The 19,313-nt window shown below is 69.6% G+C and carries 17 protein-coding genes; 9 read left to right on the top strand and 8 right to left on the bottom strand.

Features of this window, described 5'->3' with window-relative positions; genetic code table 11:
* The first annotated feature begins 812 nt into the window (after positions 1-812).
* Positions 813-1,685, top strand: a complete 873-nt coding sequence (locus tag OO71_RS40290; RefSeq protein ID WP_033295324.1) for a DUF72 domain-containing protein — start codon at positions 813-815, stop codon at positions 1,683-1,685.
* A gap of 842 nt (positions 1,686-2,527) precedes the next feature.
* On the opposite strand, the gene OO71_RS40285 is transcribed toward OO71_RS40290, so the two are convergent.
* On the bottom strand, positions 2,528-5,287 hold the full coding sequence (locus OO71_RS40285; RefSeq protein WP_033295379.1) for an AfsR/SARP family transcriptional regulator: 2,760 nt from the start codon (positions 5,285-5,287) through the stop codon (positions 2,528-2,530).
* A 67-nt stretch (positions 5,288-5,354) separates the two neighbouring features.
* Between OO71_RS40285 and OO71_RS40280 the strand changes: the two genes are divergently transcribed.
* Positions 5,355-6,293 carry an o-succinylbenzoate synthase gene (locus OO71_RS40280; protein ID WP_033295323.1) on the top strand — a complete coding sequence of 313 codons (939 nt, stop codon included), beginning with the start codon at positions 5,355-5,357 and terminating at the stop codon, positions 6,291-6,293.
* 73 nt (positions 6,294-6,366) lie between these two features.
* Entirely contained in the window at positions 6,367-6,594 is a 228-nt protein-coding gene (locus tag OO71_RS40275) for a PspC domain-containing protein (protein WP_033295322.1), read from the top strand.
* Positions 6,595-6,661: 67 nt separating this feature from the next.
* Here OO71_RS40275 and groL read toward each other — a convergent pair whose 3' ends face one another.
* From groL to OO71_RS40255, 4 genes are all read right to left on the bottom strand, one after another.
* Positions 6,662-8,290 carry a chaperonin GroEL gene (groL, locus tag OO71_RS40270; RefSeq protein ID WP_033295321.1) on the bottom strand — a complete coding sequence of 543 codons (1,629 nt, stop codon included), beginning with the start codon at positions 8,288-8,290 and terminating at the stop codon, positions 6,662-6,664.
* Between the two features lie 243 nt (positions 8,291-8,533).
* Positions 8,534-10,267, bottom strand: a complete 1,734-nt coding sequence (locus tag OO71_RS40265) for a serine/threonine-protein kinase (RefSeq protein ID WP_245633936.1) — start codon at positions 10,265-10,267, stop codon at positions 8,534-8,536.
* A gap of 68 nt (positions 10,268-10,335) precedes the next feature.
* Positions 10,336-10,542 (bottom strand): cold-shock protein, encoded by a 207-nt coding sequence (locus tag OO71_RS40260; protein WP_005164266.1) that lies wholly within the window; start codon positions 10,540-10,542, stop codon positions 10,336-10,338.
* Between the two features lie 102 nt (positions 10,543-10,644).
* Positions 10,645-11,247, bottom strand: coding sequence for an AIM24 family protein (locus tag OO71_RS40255; protein WP_033295320.1), 603 nt, complete (start codon positions 11,245-11,247; stop codon positions 10,645-10,647).
* Positions 11,248-11,379: 132 nt separating this feature from the next.
* On the opposite strand from OO71_RS40255, the gene moeA reads away from it, so the two are divergent.
* Together moeA and OO71_RS40245 are read left to right on the top strand one after the other, a co-directional pair.
* Entirely contained in the window at positions 11,380-12,573 is a 1,194-nt protein-coding gene (gene moeA / locus OO71_RS40250) for a molybdopterin molybdotransferase MoeA (RefSeq protein WP_156096799.1), read from the top strand.
* Between the two features lie 90 nt (positions 12,574-12,663).
* Positions 12,664-12,948 (top strand): GlsB/YeaQ/YmgE family stress response membrane protein, encoded by a 285-nt coding sequence (locus OO71_RS40245; protein ID WP_033295318.1) that lies wholly within the window; start codon positions 12,664-12,666, stop codon positions 12,946-12,948.
* Positions 12,949-12,987: 39 nt separating this feature from the next.
* Here the strand turns inward: OO71_RS40245 and OO71_RS51385 are convergent, their stop codons facing one another.
* On the bottom strand, positions 12,988-13,164 hold the full coding sequence (locus tag OO71_RS51385) for a hypothetical protein (RefSeq protein WP_169776623.1): 177 nt from the start codon (positions 13,162-13,164) through the stop codon (positions 12,988-12,990).
* 225 nt (positions 13,165-13,389) lie between these two features.
* Between OO71_RS51385 and OO71_RS40235 the strand changes: the two genes are divergently transcribed.
* Genes OO71_RS40235 through OO71_RS40225 form a run of 3 tightly spaced genes read left to right on the top strand, consistent with a single transcriptional unit; the run spans position 13,390 to position 17,506 of the window.
* Positions 13,390-14,103 (top strand): phosphatidylserine decarboxylase, encoded by a 714-nt coding sequence (locus tag OO71_RS40235; RefSeq protein ID WP_033295316.1) that lies wholly within the window; start codon positions 13,390-13,392, stop codon positions 14,101-14,103.
* A gap of 2 nt (positions 14,104-14,105) precedes the next feature.
* Positions 14,106-15,161: a CDP-diacylglycerol--serine O-phosphatidyltransferase gene (gene pssA, locus OO71_RS40230; protein WP_245633935.1), complete on the top strand. Its 1,056-nt coding sequence runs from the start codon at positions 14,106-14,108 to the stop codon at positions 15,159-15,161.
* Between the two features lie 56 nt (positions 15,162-15,217).
* Positions 15,218-17,506 carry an AAA family ATPase gene (locus OO71_RS40225; protein WP_033295315.1) on the top strand — a complete coding sequence of 763 codons (2,289 nt, stop codon included), beginning with the start codon at positions 15,218-15,220 and terminating at the stop codon, positions 17,504-17,506.
* A gap of 5 nt (positions 17,507-17,511) precedes the next feature.
* Here the strand turns inward: OO71_RS40225 and OO71_RS40220 are convergent, their stop codons facing one another.
* Positions 17,512-18,150, bottom strand: coding sequence for a LytR C-terminal domain-containing protein (locus OO71_RS40220; protein WP_156096798.1), 639 nt, complete (start codon positions 18,148-18,150; stop codon positions 17,512-17,514).
* Positions 18,147-18,455 (bottom strand): DUF3263 domain-containing protein, encoded by a 309-nt coding sequence (locus OO71_RS40215; RefSeq protein WP_033295375.1) that lies wholly within the window; start codon positions 18,453-18,455, stop codon positions 18,147-18,149. The genes OO71_RS40220 and OO71_RS40215 overlap by 4 nt, the downstream gene beginning before the upstream one ends.
* Before the next feature lie 141 nt (positions 18,456-18,596).
* Between OO71_RS40215 and OO71_RS40210 the strand changes: the two genes are divergently transcribed.
* The gene (locus tag OO71_RS40210; RefSeq protein WP_033295314.1) at positions 18,597-19,163 is read left to right on the top strand and encodes a peptide deformylase; all 567 of its coding nucleotides are present in this window, start codon (positions 18,597-18,599) and stop codon (positions 19,161-19,163) included.
* Positions 19,164-19,313 lie beyond the last annotated feature (150 nt).

The following is a 19,313-nucleotide window of genomic DNA, read 5'->3' as shown; positions in this document are numbered from 1 at the left end:
GCGCCACCCCAACCCGGACTCCACCCCGCCGCCATCCGCGCGCGGGTCCCCTCACCGATCGCCGCCACCCACTTCCGGGAACCCACACCACTTCCCCAGACGACGACCACCATTCGCCCTCAGGAGACCACGCCACCTGTCGCGACACCCGTCCATCTCTCGCAAGTTGCGCCACCTCCGCCGACGACCGCCGCCATCCGCCTTCACCAGACCGCGCCACCTTCACCCACAACCACCAACGCACACCGTCGGCAGGCCGCACGGTCTCCCCTGCCGGTCGCCACCACGCACCCTCACCAGACCGCACCGTCACGGCTACCGGTCTCCAGCACCCAGTCCGCACCGGCTTCCCCGCCAGTCGCCACCACCCACCCTCACCAGACCGCACCATCACCCCCGCCAGTCGCCACCACCCAGTCCGCACCGGCTTCCCCGCCAGTCGCCACTACCCACCCTCACCAGACCGCACCGTCACCCCCGCCATTCGCCAGCACCCAGGCCGCACCGGCTTCCCTGCCGGTCGGCAGTGCTTGCCTTCGGCGGACCGTGCCCGGGCTCCAGACGACAGCCGCCACTCCCAGCCCGCGGACCGTGCAGTCGGGCCCGCCAGATCTCCCGGGCACGGCCACACCCATGCACGCCTCCCGACCGGCGCCGGGTAGCGACGATCGGACACCGGAGCCGGCGACATGAGACCACCGTCCCTCCGGTCAGGACATCTGTCCCGATTTTCGGTTCGGGTGTCCGGGAAGCGCCTTCGCGGGCGGGTTTACCGCAACCGTCCGCGGGGGAACACTCGGCGCGGGAAGGTGGTGAGCGGGATCGGCGAGATCAGGGTCGGCACGTCCGGGTGGCGATATCCACCGTGGCGCAAGGCGTTCTACCCCGAGGGCCTCGCGCAGCGCCGGGAGCTCGAGTACCTCTCGCGGCAGTTCAACGCGGTCGAAATCAACGGTTCGTTCTACTCGCTCCAACCCCCGGACCGCTACCGCGCCTGGCACGCCGAAGTCCCAGCCGGGTTCCTGTTCGCCGTCAAAGGCGGCCGGTTCATCACGCACCTCAAGCAGTTGCGCGACGTCGAAACCGCGCTCGCGAACTTCTATGCCTCCGGCGTCCTCGCGCTCGGCGACAAACTGGGTCCGTTCCTCTGGCAACTCCCCCCGAGGCTGACCTTCGACCCAGACCGCGTCTCCACCTTCCTTGACCAGCTCCCCCGTAACACCCGCGAGGCCGCCGCCTTGGGTGCAAAACACGACGGCAAACTGAAGTCCGCCCCTTTCCTCGACCCCGGCCCGGACCGGCCGGTCCGCCACGCCCTGGAAGTCCGGCACCCGAGCTTCGCCACTCGCGAAGCGCTGGACGTCCTCCGCGCACACAACATTGCACTGGTCACCGCCGACACGGCAGGCCGGTGGCCGTACCGGGAAGACCAGACCACGGACTTCAGCTACGTCCGCCTGCACGGCGCCGAAGAGCTCTACACCAGCGGTTACTCCGACGCAGCCCTCCGCGCCTTGGCAGCGAAAATCACCGACTGGCACGACGAAGGCCGTAGAGACGTACACGTCTACTTCGACAACGACGTCAAAGCCGAAGCCCCGCACAACGCCCGCGCCCTGGCCGATCTCCTCGGCCTGCCATCACCCACTCCCAGGGAAACGGACAACTCGGACACTCCACAGTGAGCGAACAGTGAGCGCAATGAGGTTGGCTGGCGGACACGGGCCGCCGGTGGTCCGCGTGCTGTCTCTGGGGGTCAGCACGCGGGCCGCCGAGCCTGCAGGCACTCCGCTCCGCAGCCATGCACAGCCAGACACCTGGCACCGCGCGGCCAGCACAAACGAGATAGCCAGCACTGCGCGGTTGGACCCGACCAGGTCCCGTCGCAACACATCAAGCTGCCATCCGCCCGGTACCCGCCCGGCGGTCTGCCACGGCCCCACATCCGCCGACCGCGACACCCGCCGCCGTTTACGTCGACCAGCTACGAACCACCCGAACCGCACCGCAGCGACCCGGCAACCCGGAAACCCGAAAATCCTGAGGCCCAGCGAACCAGCACGCCCCAGGCCCGACGACCCAAGCCGAGCACCGAGGAACCGACGCACCAAAACACCTGAGCCGAAGCCCGAACCGAGCCTCAGAACTGACGCACCGCAGCACCCCAGCCCGAAGCCCCAACCCAGTCCCAGAAGCCGACGCACCGCAGCACCCCAGCCCGAACCCAGCCTCAGAAACCGACGCATCAAAGCACCCGAGCCGAAGCCCGAACCGAGCCTCAAAAACCGACGCACCGCAGCACCCCAGCCCGAAGCCCCAACCCAGCCCCAGAAACCGACGCGCCGCAGCACCCAGCCCGAACACCCCCGGATACCCAGAAACCAACGCACCAAAGGCCACCGAACTCCAAGGCACCAAAGCACCCAGACCCAAAGGTCAAAACCGAACCCCAGGAACCGAACCACCCCGAGCCCAAGACCACCCCCGACCCCGAAGGCCCGCCCCAAATCCCAAAGAACCCCAAAAACTAAACCCGCACCAAGGTCGCCAGCTGGGCTCGTACCGTCTCCGCGTCCGGGTGATCCAGTGTGGTCAACAGCCGGATCGACCGGAGCCAGCAATCTCGGGCCGCTGCTGTCCGGCCCCGGCGTCGATGGGCTGCGCCCAGCTGCGCCAACGCATCCGCGGCCTCATACTCCTCATCCATCGCGAAGAACATGTCCACCGCTTCCGACAGGCATTCGATTCCCTCCGCGTGCCTGCCCAGGCCCAGCAAGGCCTTGGCCCGTGCCATCAACGAAAAACGGCCTGCCAGCGGGTCCTCGGATGGGGACAGGGCCAGTGCGTCCTCCGCGAGGGACAGGGCCTGTGGGTAATCGCCCATGGTGGTGCACAAATCGCCAAGGGCGCGCAGGACGTTGGCCTCGAAGGACGGCACCCCCAGCTCCCGTGCGATTGCCAAAGCGCGCAAGCCATGGCCGTGTGCGGCGGGGAAATCGTCGACGTCCTGGGCCGTCATCGCCAGGTTGTACCGCGCCCGCGCCTCGCCTGGCAGGGAACCCAGCTCCAGCTGTACCTCCAGCGCCTGTTGCAAATACTGCCGCGCCGACGAATACCTCCGCGCCACCCCCTCGATCACCCCGAGTCCATTGAGGACTGCCGCTTCCCCCATCCGTGAACCGGAATTCCGCGCCGCGCGCAAGGCGACCTCGTAAACCTGCCGCCATTCGTCGACCCGTCCGCGGCCGGCGAAATACGTGAACAGCGACCACGCCAGCCGCCAGCAGTGTTCGTGTCTGCCAAGACGGAACGACCACTGCACTGCCGCAATCAGGTTTCCGTGTTCCTCCGTGAACCACGCCAACGCCGGGTGGTAACCCGAAAACTCCAGGCCACGGCCCGAAGGCGCGGTGACATCCAACAGCTGATGCGGCCGCATCGCCCGCGCGGCATTCCACGCGGACACCACATACCAATCGAGCAACCGCATGCGAGCACGCTCGGCATCGTCGTCCGCCTGCTCCGCCGCGTACGCCCGGATCAGATCGTGGAACTGGTACCGACCCGGTTTCGGCTGGGTGAGCAGGTGCGCGGACACCAGCGTGTCGAGCGCGCCGCGCGTCTCCTCCTCCGGGCGGCCACCCAGCGCAACTGCCATCGCCAACGACAGATCCGGCCCCGTCGCCAATGCCAGCAGCCCTACCAGCCGCGCCGCCGCCGGGCACAGCACGCGGTACGAATACGAGAACACCGCGCGGATGTTGGTTTCGTCGCCGTCGCCGAGGTCGAAGGTGCTCAGCCGTTCGGCCGGTAACGCGGTCACGAACTCACCCAATGGCAACCGAGGGAATTGCGCCGCACGTACCGCCAGAATCCGGATCGCCAGCGGAAGACCACCACAGTATTGCACAAACCGTTCTGCCGCAACCGGATCCTGCTGCACCCGTTCGACCCCGATTGCCGACGCGAGCAGCTCCACCGCCTCCGCACTGTCCAATTCGGACAGTGCGATCCGCCGCGCACCGTGCGTCGCGACCAGCCCGCGCAGCTGCCACCGGCTCGTCACCACCACCAGACACCCCGGACCGGGCAGCAGCGACCGTACCTGCTCCGTGCTGTTTGCGTTGTCCAGCAAGACAAGCAGCCGCCGTCCGGTGGTGTGCGTGCGCCAGGTCGCCGCGCGTTCGTCGAGGCCCGGCGGGATCCGGTCACTCGGCACGCCGAGGGACACGAGCATCGTCTCCAGCGCGGCGAGCGGCGACACCGGCTCGCCCGGACCGTACCCGCGCAGGTCCAGAAACACCTGCCCGCCGGCGAACCGGTCCGCGACCTGGTGGGCAAAGTGGACGGACAGCGTCGTTTTCCCTTGTCCGCCCATGCCTTCCACCGAGGCGATCGGCGTGGACGTACCGTCGTCGAGCGCTTCGGGCAGCAGTGCATGCAACGCTTTGAGGTCAAAAGAACGTCCGGCGAACGCGCCGAGATCCGCCGGAAGCTGATGCGGTACCTGGGGTTCCACGGCCGTCCGATACCGCGCGACATGGTCGCCACCCAGGACGAGCCGGTGTACCCGCTGCAGCCCGGCGCCCGGGTCCAGGCCCAGCTCCTCGGCCAGCAATCCGCTGATCCGCTGGTACACGTCCAGCGCCTCGGCCTGCCGCCCGGCGTGGAACAGCGCGTGCATCAGCTGCTCGTGCGGCCGCTCCCGCAGCGGATATTCCCTGGTCAGCCGCTCCAGCTCGGGTACAACGGTGTCGTACTCGCCGACGGTCAGGAGCGTCTCCGCCCACCACTCCCGCACCCGCGTGCGCTCCTCGGTGAGCTGGCCGGCTTCGTCGCGGTGCAGCGCGTCCGATTCGACGTTCTGCAGCGCCGGACCCCGCCACTGCCCCAGCGCGTCCTCGAACAACGCCGCCGCCCGCCGGTGCTCCCCGCGCTCGGCCGCGCCGCGCCCGCGGGCCGCGAACTGCCGGAACCGGCCGAGGTCGACCGCGTTCTCATCGACTTCCAGCAGGTACCCGCCGCGCTCGGTGCGGATCGACGCGCCATCGCCAAGCGCCCGGCGCAACCGCAGCACGTACGTCTGCAACGCGCCTTTCGACCGCCGCTGGTCGTCGCCCCACAGCCACTGGCTCAGCACGTCCACCGACACGAGCCGGTTGGCCCGCAGCAACAGCCCGGAGAGCACGATCAGCGGGCGGCTGCCGCCCAGCGGCACCACCTGGTCCCCGTCAAGCACCTCGGCCGGGCCGAGCACCCGGAAGTCGAGGCCGTCCACACCTGTCATTGTGGTGGTGTGACGGCGCCCGCGGCACCTCGGTTCCACGTCCGCGGCAATGGCATGATCGGCGGTCATGCAGGTCTACGCGCTGCCGCTGCACACTCAGTTCCGGGGCATCACCGTCCGTGAGGGATTGCTGCTCCGCGGGCCAGCCGGATGGGGCGAGTTCTGCCCGTTCGGCGACTGCTCCGACACCGAGAGTGTGCCCTGGCTCGCCGCCGCGCTTGAAGCGAGTGAGCAGGGCTGGCCTGCCGCGGTCCGCGACCGGATCGAGGTCAACACGACGGTCCCCATCGTGCCGCCGGAACGCGCGTACGAGCTGGTCCGGACCTCCGGCTGCCGCACGGCGAAGGTCAAGGTTGCCGACAAACGCGCGACGCTCGCCGAGGACTGCGCGCGCGTCGAAGCGGTGCGCGACGCGCTGGGTCCCTCCGGCGCAATCCGCGTGGACGCCAACGCGGCCTGGGACGTCAATACCGCCGTCAAAGCCCTGCGCGAACTGGACCGCGCCGCCGGTGGCCTGGAGTACGCCGAACAACCGTGTCCGACGATCGACGACCTCGCCGCCGTCCGGCGCCGGGTTTCCGTGCGAATCGCCGCCGACGAGTCGATCCGCCGCGCCGAAGACCCGCTCAAGGTCGCCGTCGCCGGAGCCGCCGACATCGCCGTGCTCAAGGTCGCACCGCTGGGCGGAGTGCGGCGCGCGCTGGAGGTCGCGGAGGCGTGCGGGTTGCCGTGCGTGGTGTCGTCAGCCGTGGAGACGAGCGTCGGGCTGGCCGCCGGATTGGCGCTCGCCGGAGCCCTTCCCGAGCTGGACTTCGCCTGCGGTCTCGGCACGATGTCGTTGCTGCGCGGCGATGTCTGCACCACCACACTGTCCCCTGTGGACGGTTACCTGCCGGTGCTGCCGCAGGCCCCGGAACCCGACGCGTACCCGGAATTCGCGGCAGCTCCCGCCATCGCCGCCGCGTGGCTGGACCGCTTCGATCGGGTCCGCGCCATCAGCGGATAGGGGACAACTCAGGGTCACATCTCCGGGGCCTTCCCCGATGTGTGCGCGCCGCGCACAGCGGAGTATTCATGCCATGACCGAAAACGTGCAGACCCCGCAGGCCACTCAGACCACCCCGGCCAAGAAGATCTTCCGCAGCCGTACTGACCGCATGCTCACCGGCGTGTGCGGCGGCTGGGCCGAATACCTCAACGTCGACCCGTCGATGGTACGCATCGCCGTGGTTGCCGCCACCGTGTTTTCGGCCGGGGTGATGATCCCGGTTTACGTCGCGGCCGCCATCCTGACGCCCGAGGCGTGACGCGGAAACGGGCGAAGCCCGGCCCACCGCAAGGTGAACCGGGCTTCGCCGGGTAGTGCAGCCGGACTCAGAAGTCCATGCCACCCATGCCGCCGGACGGGTCGGCCGGAGCGGCAGCAGCCTTCTCCGGCTTGTCCGCCACGACCGCCTCGGTGGTCAGGAACAGCGCCGCGATGGAAGCGGCGTTCTGCAGCGCGGAGCGGGTGACCTTCGTCGGGTCCGGAACACCGGCCGCGAGCAGGTCCTCGTACACGCCGGTCGCGGCGTTCAGGCCGTGCCCCTGCGGCAGGCTCTTGACCTTCTCCGCCACAACGCCGCCCTCGAGGCCGGCGTTGATCGCGATCTGCTTGAGCGGCGCCTCGACGGCGACCTTGACGATGTTGGCGCCAGTGGCCTCGTCGCCCTCGAGCTTCAGGCCCGCGAACGCAGCCTCGGCAGCCTGGATCAGAGCCACGCCACCACCGGCGACGATGCCCTCTTCCACAGCGGCCTTGGCGTTGCGCACCGCGTCCTCGATGCGGTGCTTGCGCTCCTTGAGCTCGACCTCGGTCGCGGCACCGGCCTTGATGACGGCGACGCCGCCGGCCAGCTTCGCGAGCCGCTCCTGCAGCTTCTCGCGGTCGTAGTCGGAGTCCGAGTTCTCGATCTCCGCGCGGATCTGGTTGACGCGACCCTGGATCTGGTCGGCGTCGCCCGCACCCTCGACGATCGTGGTCTCGTCACGCGTGATGACCGCCTTGCGGGCGCGGCCCAGCAGCGACAGGTCCGCGTTCTCCAGCTTGAGGCCGACGTCCTCCGAGATGACCTGGCCACCGGTCAGGATCGCGATGTCCTGCAGGATGGCCTTGCGGCGGTCACCGAAGCCAGGGGCCTTGACGGCCACGGACTTGAAGGTGCCGCGGATCTTGTTGACGACCAGGGTGGCCAGGGCCTCGCCCTCGACGTCCTCGGCGATGATCAAGAGCGGCTTGCCGGACTGGATGACCTTCTCCAGCAGCGGCAGGACGTCCTTGACGTTCGAGATCTTGGAACCGAACAGCAGGACGTACGGGTCCTCCAGCTCGGCTTCCTGACGCTCGGGGTCGGTGACGAAGTAGCCGGACACGTAGCCCTTGTCGAAGCGCATGCCCTCGGTGAGCTCGAGCTCCAGGCCGAAGGTGTTCGACTCCTCGACGGTGACGACGCCTTCCTTGCCGACCTTGTCGAGCGCCTCGGCGATCAGCTCGCCGATCGTGCGGTCGGCAGCCGAGATCGAGGCGGTAGCAGCGATCTGCTCCTTGGTCTCGATCTGCACGGCGGCCTTGTGCAGCTGCTCGGTGATGGCCTCGACGGCCGCCTCGATGCCCCGCTTGAGGCTGATCGGGTCGGCACCCGCGGCGACGTTGCGCAGGCCCTCGCGCACGAGCGCCTGTGCCAGCACGGTGGCGGTGGTGGTGCCGTCACCCGCGACGTCGTCGGTCTTCTTGGCAACTTCCTTGACGAGCTCGGCCCCGATCTTCTCCCACGGGTCCTCGAGCTCGATCTCCTTGGCGATGGAGACACCGTCGTTGGTGATCGTCGGCGCGCCCCACTTCTTCTCGAGCACGACGTTCCGGCCCCGCGGGCCGAGGGTCACCTTGACGGCTTCGGCGAGGGTGTTCAAGCCGCGCTCAAGACCGCGGCGGGCGTCCTCGTCGAACGCAATCAGTTTGGCCATTGCGGTGTGGTCCTCCGGTATTGGGCGCTACCGCCGCGGCTTTGCAGACGGCGGCAGCAGGACACGTCCTCGGCCAGGCTCGGTGCCCGCGACGGACGACTGACCGCTGGCCAGCCTCACCGTCCCGACCTTGAGGCGGGCGGTCGGTGACCGCTCGCCTGGCACTCGACGGCGTCGAGTGCCAATGCCGTGTTTAGCACTCTCCGGGGTCGAGTGCAAGAAGCCCAGGTCAGCGTGAGCGGGTCAGCGGCTGGGCTGAATCGGGATCGACGAGGGCGGCGGCCGCAGCGATGACGCTCCCCCCGACGGCCCGCCCGGCCCGACCGGGATGTTCGGCGCTGAGGTGGTGGGCGTGGTCCCGCCGCTGTCGTTCCCGGAGAAGAGGAAGATCCCGCCGACGACGAGTCCCGCCAGCACGAGCACCCCCAGCACGATCCACAGCCACTTCAGGCCGCCGCCCTTCGGCTGCGCTTGAAACGCCCCGCCACCCCCGACCGGCGACGGAGGGCGGACCCGCATGGGGTCGGCGAAGGCCTGCTGGGTGGCGGGGTAGGCGGACTGGTTCGGGTAGCCGGAGTACCCGGGTGGGGGACCCTGAGGAGGTTGCTGGCCGGGGTGGGCTTGGGCTCCGGGGTGACCGGGCTGGGGTGGTTGAGGTGACTGGCCGGGCTGGAGTGACTGACCGGGGTGGCCGGGCTGGGGTGGTTGGCCGGGCTGGAGCGGCTGAGCGGGGTGGCCGGGCTGAGCCGGTTGGCCGGGGTGGCCCTGCGCGCCGGGTTGCCCGGGCGGCGCCGGGTAGCCATAGCCGGGTGGCGGGCCGCCGGGCGCCTGGCCCGGGTAGCCGGGATAGCTCTGCTGACCGGGCTGGCCGGGCTGTGCTGCATAACCGAGCGTGGGCTGGTTCCCGAATCCGGCGGGGTTGCCGTAACCACCCTGGACGCCGTATCCGCCTTGGCTGCCGGGCTGCGGCCCGGCACCGCCGGGCTGTCCGGACGGCGGCCCGCCCCACCCTCCGGGAGCGCCTTGCCCGTTGGCCCCAGTGCCATTGGCCGCACCGACCGCACCCAACGCAACAGTGCCGTCAGAGCCACCCTCCGCAGCACCGGCCGCCCCAGGCGGAGTGTCCGAAGTTGCCATCGCTCCCAACGCCACCCGCGCCGCCGCGATCATCGCCACGCAGCTGCCATACCGGTCAGCCGGAGCCTTCGCCATCCCCTTGCGGATCACCTCATCCACCGCGGACGGCAGGGCGACCACCTTCGACACCGACGGCGGCTCGCCGCCGAGGTGGCCCTTGATCACCGCGGGAACGTCACCGCGGAAGGGCGGGTTTCCGGTCAGGCAGGCGAAAAGCACGCACGTGAGCGCGTATTGATCAGTACGGCCGTCGAGGGGTTCGCCGCGCAGATGCTCGGGTGCGGCGTACGTGGGTGAGCCCAGGAAATCGCCGCCGCGGGTGCGGTGGCCGGTTGCGCCGCGGCGGGTGAGGCCGAAGTCGGCGACATAAACGTGCTCGCGGGACGTTTCGCGGCTCGTGACGAGCACGTTCGCCGGTTTGACGTCCAGGTGCACGAGGCCGTGGTTGTGCAGGGTGTCGAGAGCGTCCGCGACCTGGTCCAGCAGAGTGAGTGCCCGCGCGGGGCTCATCGGGCCCGACGAGATCAGGCCGGCCAGGTCGCCGCCGTCGACCATGCGCATGGCGATGTACAGCATGCCGTCGAGTTCGCCGAAGTCGTACAGCGGCACGACGTTGGCGTGGTCGATCGCGGAGGTGTTGCGGGCCTCGTCGACGAAGCGCTCGCGGAACTCGGCGTCCGCGCCGAGGTGGTCACCGATGACCTTCAGTGCCACCTTCCGGCCGAGCCGCACGTCCGTGGCCTGGTAGGTCACGCTCATGCCGCCCTTGCCGAGCACCGAGTCGATGCGGTAATTGCCCAGCCGGCGACCGGTGAGGTCCCCCGACACGTCGCCTGTCACGCAGCGCAGCTTAACGCGCCGGTATCCGCTCCCACTGGCGGTTCGCCCAACCGGTCGGCGGGGCTGCCTCAGGAGACCTTGCGGACGTCCGCGGCCTGGCTTCGGCCGTCGCGGCCGGACTGGACCTCGAACTCCACGCGGTCGCCTTCGTCGAGCGTGCGGAATCCGTCGGCCTGTATTGCCGAATAATGGACGAAAACGTCCGGACCTTCGGTGGATTCGATGAACCCGTAGCCCTTTTCCGAGTTGAACCACTTGACGGTGCCGACTGCCACGGCGCCTCCCTGGGGACAAGGATCCGCTGTCCTTCAGCGTGCGGAAGTGCAGTTCACGCTACCGGAATCAGCGCTCCCGGCAATGGGGGAATCGGCGGATTCTCACCCCCGGGAAACCCGCCGGTTGCGCGTCTGTACGAGCACCGTGCCCGGTCCGGCGAAATCGAGGACCAGACCTTCGCCGGTGCGCAACGACTGCGGGCCGCTCGGATCCACTGCACGCAGCCGGCATTGCAAGGTGTCCGGATAAGCCAATACGTAGTCCGGCCGCACGGTCACCAGCTCGCCGCGGGAAAGTTCGAACGAATCGACCGGACCGGGGGCGGCCAGCACGAGCGGGCCGGTCCCGCTGTAGTGCTCGAGAAATCCGGAGTCGGCGCCGAAGAGTTGCTGCAGTGGCGCCCAGGTCTGGTCGAGCCGCACCGTGGTCGGCCGGGCAAGTACTGCCTCGCGGTGCACCGACCAGCCGGTGGACCCGGTGAGCTCGAGCGGGTACACGTCGCCGGGCCCGAGCGGGGCCAGGTCCACCCAGCCGCCCTCGGCTGGCGCGGTGAAGACTGCCCGGCCGTTCTTGCGCGGGTTCGATTCGGCGACGCCGAAGCTGCTCGCCAGTAACGTCTCCGCGGCGGATTGCACGGCCTCACCCGGCGCCAGCATGACGCGGGCGACGCCGAATCCGGGCGTGTGCCTCGTGTGGACGCGCATGTCAGCGGGGGTACCCGGGCACGGCGCGCCCGGCATGGTGGCGGACCGGAAACTGCATCAGATCTCTCCCCGTGCTCCCGACAGTGCCGGGAGAGTGTTGCACGACCGCGCCGACGGGGGAGGATGGTCCGCGTGATCTCCGTCGACGCCTACCGCGAGACCGTGACCGAACTGCTCGGCCGCGCACCCGTGACCACTGTCCCCCTCGCCGATGCCGCGGGGCTTGTCCTGGCCCGCGACGTGCTCGCCGACGTCGCGCTGCCGCCGTTCGACAACTCCGCGATGGACGGGTACGCCGTGCGCGCCGAGGACGTCGCCGAGGTTCCGGTGGTCCTGCCGGTGGCCGACGACATCCCGGCCGGGCGCGTCGACGTCGAGCCGCTGAAACCGGGTACCGCTCAGCGGATCATGACCGGCGCGCCGCTCCCGCCGGGCGCGAACGCGATCGTGATGGTGGAGGACACCGACCGCGGCACCACCGAGGTCCGCATCTCGCGTGCGGCGTCCTCCGGCAACCACATCCGGCGTACCGGCGAGGACGTCACGAAGGGGACTATCGCGCTGCGCGCAGGCACCGTGCTGGGCCATTCGCACTTGGGTCTCGCGGCGGCGGTCGGGCTGGCCGAGCTCGAGGTGTACCGGCCGCTTTCGGTGCTCGTGGTGTCGACCGGAACCGAGCTCGTCGAAGCGCCGAACCCGTTGCGGCACGGGCAGATCTACGAATCGAACAGCGTGATGTTGGCGGCTGCGCTGCGCGGTCTCGGCTGCCGGGTGGACGTGATCCGCAGCGTCGTCGATGACGTCGAGGAGTTCCGCAAGATCATCGAACCCCGGCTGGCGAATGCCGACCTGTTGCTCACGTCCGGCGGAGTTTCGGCGGGCGCGTACGAGGTGGTCAAGGACGCGCTGACCGGGCAGGGCGTGGAATTCCGGAAAATCGCCATGCAACCGGGCGGACCGCAGGGCTGCGGCCGCTGGAACGGGGTACCGGTCGTGACGCTGCCGGGAAACCCGGTGAGCGTGCTGGTGTCGTTCGAGGCGTTCCTGCGCCCGGCACTGCTGTCGGCAATGGGGCACACGGCGATCGACCGCCGCCGGGTGCGCGCCCGGCTCACCGAGGACATGCCGACGCCACTGGGCCGCCGCCAGTACCGCCGCGGTTTCTACACCCAGGCCGAAGGCGAGGTGACCGGTGAGGTCGGCCCGCGCGGCGGCCCCGGCTCGCACCTGCTGGCGGCCTTCACCCAGGCGAACTGCCTGATCGTGCTCCCAGAAGAGACCGGAGATGCACAGCGCGGCGACGAGGTCGACGTACTGCTGCTTTAGCTTGCCCGGCAAGAGATCGGCATCGTCCACAACGGACGCCGACCGGCAGTTTCGCCGCCGCCCGGCAAAACCCCGGTATCCTCGGATGACATGGGCATCATCCTGTGGATCGTCTTCGGGGCACTGGTCGGGTGGCTCGCGAACCTGGTCGTCGGCGGGTCCGAGCGGCGGCGGCAGGGGTGTCTGGTCAGCGTGCTCGTCGGAGTGCTCGGAGCGGCACTCGGCGGCTTCGTCTACCGGCTCGCAACCGGCCAGGAACGGCACTTCGAGTTCGATTTCCCGAGCTTCGGGGTCGCGATTCTCGGAGCGATTGCGCTGCTGCTGGTACTGCGGCTGGTCAGCGCCATCGGCAACCGGAACCGTGACCGTTTGTAACGGTTTCCCGACGATCTGTCAGAACGGCCCGGCCGCGGACTAGACTGAACCGTTCCGCGCCCGGGTGCGTGCATCGTCGGGGGACGCACGCACCCGGGCGGCTTCGCGTACCAGCCGGGCACCGGATGCGGGGTCCACCAGCTGCGGCAGGGGCACCGACGCGATGTCCCGGCGCCAGGCGCACAGCAACCGCGCGAGCAGATCGGGGATGGCCATCGTCTCCCTCGCCAGGTCGGCCCGGGAACCGGTCCCGAGCGGCGTCGACTACCCGGTGTTATCGGATTGTTCGACGCGTCGTTACCGCTTTGTGGTCGCCCCCACCCGCTCCGGGGCAACCCTTACGACCAGGGGCCACCGGGCCTGCCCGCGGCAGAGCGGTAGCGTGGGGAGGCCCGAATCGGACCCTTTCCGACCGAAAACGAACAGCGGGGAACTCGACCCATGAGCGGCCAGCCCACCGGTAACCCCCTCGCGCACGCTGTCCGGCTCGCCCGCGAGACGTTCCCGCCGATGCACCCGGCAGGACGGCCGTTCCTGTTCGGCGGCCTGGCCGCGACGCTCGTCCTGCGCCGGTTCTCGAAACGGCTCGGCCTGGTCTCCGGGCTCGCCACCGCAGCCGCCACGGCGTTCTTCCGCGAGCCGAAGCGCGTGCCGCCGGAGCGGGACAACGTCGCCATCGCCGCGGCAGACGGCATCGTCTCGCTCATCGAGGAGGCCGTCCCGCCCGCCGAGCTGGGGCTGCCCGCCGAGCCGCGGATGCGGGTGAGCGTGTTCCTTTCGGTCTACGACGTGCACGTCCAGCGCACGCCGGCCACCGGCGTCGTGTCGAAGGTCGCGTACAAACCGGGCAAGTTCCTTTCCGCGGACCTCGACAAGGCGAGCGAGGTCAACGAACGCAACTCCGTGGTGCTGCACACGGCCGACGGCCACGAGCTCGTCGTCGTGCAGATCGCCGGTCTGGTCGCGCGCCGCATCCGGTGCGACGTCCGGGAGGGCGACAAGGTGGCCGCGGGCGAGACGTACGGCATCATCCGCTTCGGCTCGCGCGTCGACCTGTATCTGCCGCCGGGCAGCCGGGTGCTGGTCGCGAAGGGCCAGCGCACCGTCGGCGGCGAGACGGTGCTCGCCGAACTGCCCCCGCTGGGAGAAGGCTGACCATGGTCCGCGTGACCACCCCCGGTATCCGGCTGCTGCCGAACGCCATCACCGTGCTCGCGCTGTGCGCCGGGCTTTCCGCCGTGCAGTTCGCGCTCACCGGCAACTACGCCATGGCGATCGCGTCCATCGGCATCGCCGCGGTGCTCGACAGCCTCGACGGCCGCATCGCCCGCCTGCTCGACGCGACGTCCAAAATGGGCGCCGAACTCGACTCGCTGTCCGACGGCATTTCGTTCGGCGTCGCGCCGGCGCTGGTGCTGTACGTGTGGCAGTCGCACGGCGATCGCATCGGCTGGGTCGCGTCGCTGATCTTCGCGGTCTGCATGATCCTGCGGCTCGCACGGTTCAACACCTTCCTCGACGACACCGAACAGCCGCCGTACGCCGCGGAGTTCTTCGTGGGCGTACCTGCTCCGGCGGGTGGGCTGGTCGCAATGCTGCCGTTGATCGCGACGCTGCAGTGGGGCGAGGGGTGGTGGTCGCAGCAGTATGTCGTGCTTGCTTGGACCATCGCGGTTGCGGTGCTGTTGATCAGCCGGATTCCCACGTTGTCGCTCAAGACCGTGAAGGCGCCCGCGAAGGCCATTGCGCCGTTGCTGGTCGGGGTCGGGTTGCTGGCGGCGGCGATCATCCAGTTCCCGCTGGTGGCGCTGGGTGCGGCGCTGGTGCTGTATTTGCTGCATATTCCGTACTCGGTTTACCGGCATCGGTGGCTGGCGGCGCATCCGGAGGCCTGGGAGGTACCGCCACGGGAGCGGCGGGCGATCCGGCGGGCGCGGAGTCATCGGCGATTGCGGCTGCGGCCTGCGTCGGGGCGGGTTGCCGGGGCGGCTCGGCGAGCGGTGCGGTTGCCGCGGAACAGCGGGGATTTCGTTCGGCTACGTGCGGAGGGTGGTTGTCAAGGCGGGAAAGATGCCTTGACAACCACCCTCCGCACGTGTTTTGGCTTCGTATCGGGGTGCAGGGCCGGGTCTGGGCTGCCGGGTCGCGTTGGGTGCGCGGGTGCGGCTGGGTGGGTGGTGAAGGGCTGTGAAGGGAACCATGAGGGAATCTGATTCCGTGAAGGTGGCCTTCACGGACGTTGGGGCCGCGCGGCATTAGGGTTGGTGGGGTGAGCGATCCGCAGATCACCCTTACTGTCCGGCATACTCCGTCTGCGCTCGATGCTCGGCGTGGCGTCGTGCGGTTGCATCCGGAGGTGCTCGACGCGCTTGGGTTGCGTGCCTGGGATGCTGTGCACCTCACTGGGGCGCGGCGTAGTGCTGCGCTGGCTGCGCCTGCCGAAGAGGGCAGTACGCCGGGTGTTGTGCTCACCGATGACGTCACCATGTCCAACCTCGGGGTTGCCGAGGGTGGGGAGATCGTGGTTGCGCCTGCGGAGGTTGCCGCGGCGCGTACGGTCACCGTGTCGGGGTCGCGGCTGGCGGCTGTTTCCGTGCCACCGCATACGTTGCGGCTTGCGCTCACCGGGAAGGTACTTACCCGCGGCGATGCTGTCTCCCTGCTACCACAGGATCTTGCGCCTGCGCCGGGTTCGGACGTCGCCGCTGTGCGTGGGCAGCTTTCCCGCGTGATCGGGGCTACCTGGACCAACGAGTTGCTCACCGTCACGGCTACCGAGCCTGCCGGTGCGGTGGTCGTCGGACCGTCCACTGTGGTCAGTTGGCGGGACGGGGCGCGGACTGGCGAACCAGCGGGTGAGGCACCCGCGCGCAATGCGACTGCGCTGGTCCGCAGCACTGCGGTTACTGCGGCCGAGGATTATCTCGATGCGGAGATCGTCGAAGAGGTGATCACCGAGGCGCGCGTCGAGGAGCAGGACGAGGCCGTGCCGGTCGCGGATCTGGTCGGGGCCGAGGGGGCCGCACGCAAGCTTGCCGAGTGGTTTGACCTGGCTTTCCGCCGTCCGGAGCTACTGGCGCGGCTGGGTACGTCGGCGCATCTCGGCGTTCTGCTTTCCGGGCCGGAAGGTGTCGGGAAGGCCACGCTGGTGCGGTCGGTTGCTGCGGCGGAGAAGGTTCGCGTCGTGTCGCTGACCGCGCCCAACATCGCCGTGCTGGAGCCGAATGCGGCGCACCGCTCGCTGCGTGAAGCCATCGGCCGGGCCACCTCGGGTGATGGCCCCGGGGTGCTGTTGATCAACGACGTCGACGCGCTGCTCCCGGCCACGCAACCGCCTCCGGTCGCGACCGTCGTGCTGGAAGAGCTGCGCAGTGCGCTCCGCCGGGACGGGCTTGCGGTGGTGGCCACGACCGCGCGGGCCGAGTCGGTGGACCCGCGGCTGCGTGCTGCCGACCTGCTCGACCGCGAGCTGGGCCTGCCGCTGCCGGACGCCAAAACCCGTGTCGAGCTGCTGCGGATTCTGCTGCGTGACGTACCCGTCGAACCGAGTGCGGACCTGGGTGTCCTCGCCGAGCGAACGCCCGGGTTCGTGGCCGCCGACCTGCTCGCCCTGCGCCGGGACGCGGCGTTGCGGGCCGCGCTGCGTCAGCGGGACGTCGAGGAGCCGCGCATCTCGCAGGAAGACCTCCTCGACGCGCTGACCACCGTCCGGCCGATCTCACTGTCCACTTCGGACAATCTGGCCACCGGCGGGCTGACTCTCGACGACGTCGGCAACATGACGGCGGTCAAGGAGTCGCTCACCGAAACCGTGCTGTGGCCGCTGCGGTACCCGGATTCGTTCGCCCGCCTCGGCATCGAACCGCCGCGTGGGGTGCTGCTGTACGGCCCGCCCGGCGGCGGCAAGACGTTCCTGGTCCGCGCGCTCGCGGGGACCGGCGCGCTGAACGTGTTCGCGATCAAGGGCGCGGAGCTGCTGGACAAGTGGGTCGGCGAGTCGGAGCGGGCGGTGCGTGACCTGTTCCGCCGGGCCGCCGACGCCGCGCCCGCGCTGATCTTCCTCGACGAGATCGACGCGCTCGCGCCGCGCCGCGGTCAGTCGTCGGACTCCGGAGTGGCCGACCGGGTGGTCGCGGCGCTGCTCACCGAGCTCGACGGCGTGGAGCCGATGCGCGAGGTCGTGGTGCTCGGGGCGACGAACCGGCCGGAGCTGGTCGACCCGGCGCTGCTGCGGCCCGGTCGGCTGGAGCGCCGGATCTACGTGCCGCCGCCGGACGCCGAATCCCGCACGGCCATCCTCACCGCGACGGCCAAGCACACCCCGCTGGCCGCCGACGTCGACCTCGCGGCTGTCGCGGCCACGCTGGAGGGCTACTCGGCCGCCGACTGCGCCGCGCTGATCAGGGAGGCCGCGCTCACGGCGATGCGCGAGTCGCTGGAGGCACACGAGGTGACCGCGGCGCATCTGGCGAAGGCCCGCGAGGTGGTCCGGCCGTCGCTGGACGCCGCCCAGCTGGCAACGCTGGAGGCGTACGCGGAGGCCCAGAACCGCTCGTAAGTGGGTCAGCTGCCCTTGCGGCCAGCCTGGTAGTCCTTCGTGATGATCACTATCACACCCGGGCTGGAGTTCTGGATGCCCTCGAAGCGCGGCTGGGCCTGGAAGCCGAACTCGGCGGCCAGCTGCTTCGCGGCGGCCTCCTCGTCGGTGCCAGGGCGGAAGTACGCCGTGGTCCGCTGGATGACGCCCTGGGCGTAGTTGCCGATCTCGGCGACGTTCCATCCGGAGCGGCGGAAATCGTCCGCGGCCTGCTCGGCGAGGTGCTGGATCAGCGAGTTGTTGTAAACCCGCAGGGTGACCCACTTGTTCGAGGCCTTCTGGTCGGGGCCCTGCTGCCCTCCCGGCTGGCCCGGCTGACCTGCCGGAGAAGACGGAGGCGCGGAGGACGGCGGGGCCGACGACGAAGTGGTCGAGGGCGCTGTCGACGGTGCTGACGATGGGGCCGACGACGGAGCCGGGCTGGACGGCGCCCCGCCACCCGGGCCGGACGGCTCGCCGGAGCTGGTAGGCCCGGCGTTGTTGTCGCTGCTGCTGCCGGTGTTGAGCACGGTGACGCCCCCGATGACGGCGGCGACCACAGCGACCCCGATCAGCGCGACGCCCGCGGCCCGCAGGGGCCGGGACAGTCCCGAGAAGAAGCTCATGACAGTTCGATCCCCAGCCGCCGGGCTCCGCGTTTGCGCTGTCGGGCCGCGCGGGTCTTGCGCAGCCGCTTGACCAGCATCGGATCGGCCGCGACCGCCTCCGGCTTGGCCAGCAGCGTGTTGAGCAGCTGGTAGTAGCGGGTGGAGGACAGCGAGAAGCGCTCCCGGATGGCGTTCTCCTTCGCCCCGGCGTGGCGCCACCACTGCCGTTCGAACGCGAGAATGTCCAGCTCGCGCTCGGTCAGGCCACCGACAGTCTCCGGCGGCGACGGCTGGTTCTCAGCCATCGACTCCGCGGCGTCCATGCGGTCCTCGCAATCGGTGTCGGCAGTACCCTTCCGCGGGCGCCATTGAACCACGGAACCCCCGCTCGACATGGGCATCCGGCACGGCGCGTCACGGTCCGATCCAGGTGTACCAGAAGGGTCCGACTAAACTCGGCGTCCGTGACCGTCCACCGCATCTGCATTGCCGGCGACCCCGTGCTGCACCAGCCCACGCGCGAGATCACCGAGTACGACGACAAGCTACGCACGCTGGTCGACGACATGTTCGAGACGATGTATGCGGCCGAGGGCGTCGGCCTTGCCGCCAACCAGATCGGCCTCGACCTGCGCCTGTTCGTCTACGACTGCCCGGACGACGAGGGCACGCAGCACCGCGGCGCGGTGGTCAACCCGAAACTGGAGACCTCGGAAATCCCGGAAACAATGCCCGACCCGGACGACGACTGGGAAGGCTGCCTGTCCGCCCCCGGCGAGTCGTACCCGACCGGCCGAGCAACGTGGGCCAAGGTGACCGGCTTCGACCCCGAGGGCACCCCGATCGAGGTCGAAGGCACCGGCTACTTCGCCCGCTGCCTGCAACACGAGACCGACCACCTGGACGGTTACCTCTACCTGGACCGCCTGGTAGGCAGGCACGCCCGCGCCGCAAAGAAGATGCTGAAGAAAAACGGCTGGGGCACCCCAGGCCAGAGCTGGCTACCCCCGAAAACCCCAGCAGACGCCTGACCCCCCGCCCCACCTCGCTTCACTTCCGTGAAGGCCACCTTCACGGACCCAGACCTGGATCCACCGGGTTGAGTTTTGTTGATCTTGGTGGTGGGTGTGGGGGTGTTTTCTGTTGGGTGGGTGTGGTGGTGTGGCTGGCGTTGCACCAGC

Source organism: Amycolatopsis jejuensis (assembly GCF_000717335.1).
Taxonomy (GTDB): domain Bacteria; phylum Actinomycetota; class Actinomycetes; order Mycobacteriales; family Pseudonocardiaceae; genus Amycolatopsis; species Amycolatopsis jejuensis.
This window is presented reverse-complemented; position numbering and strand designations above follow the sequence as displayed.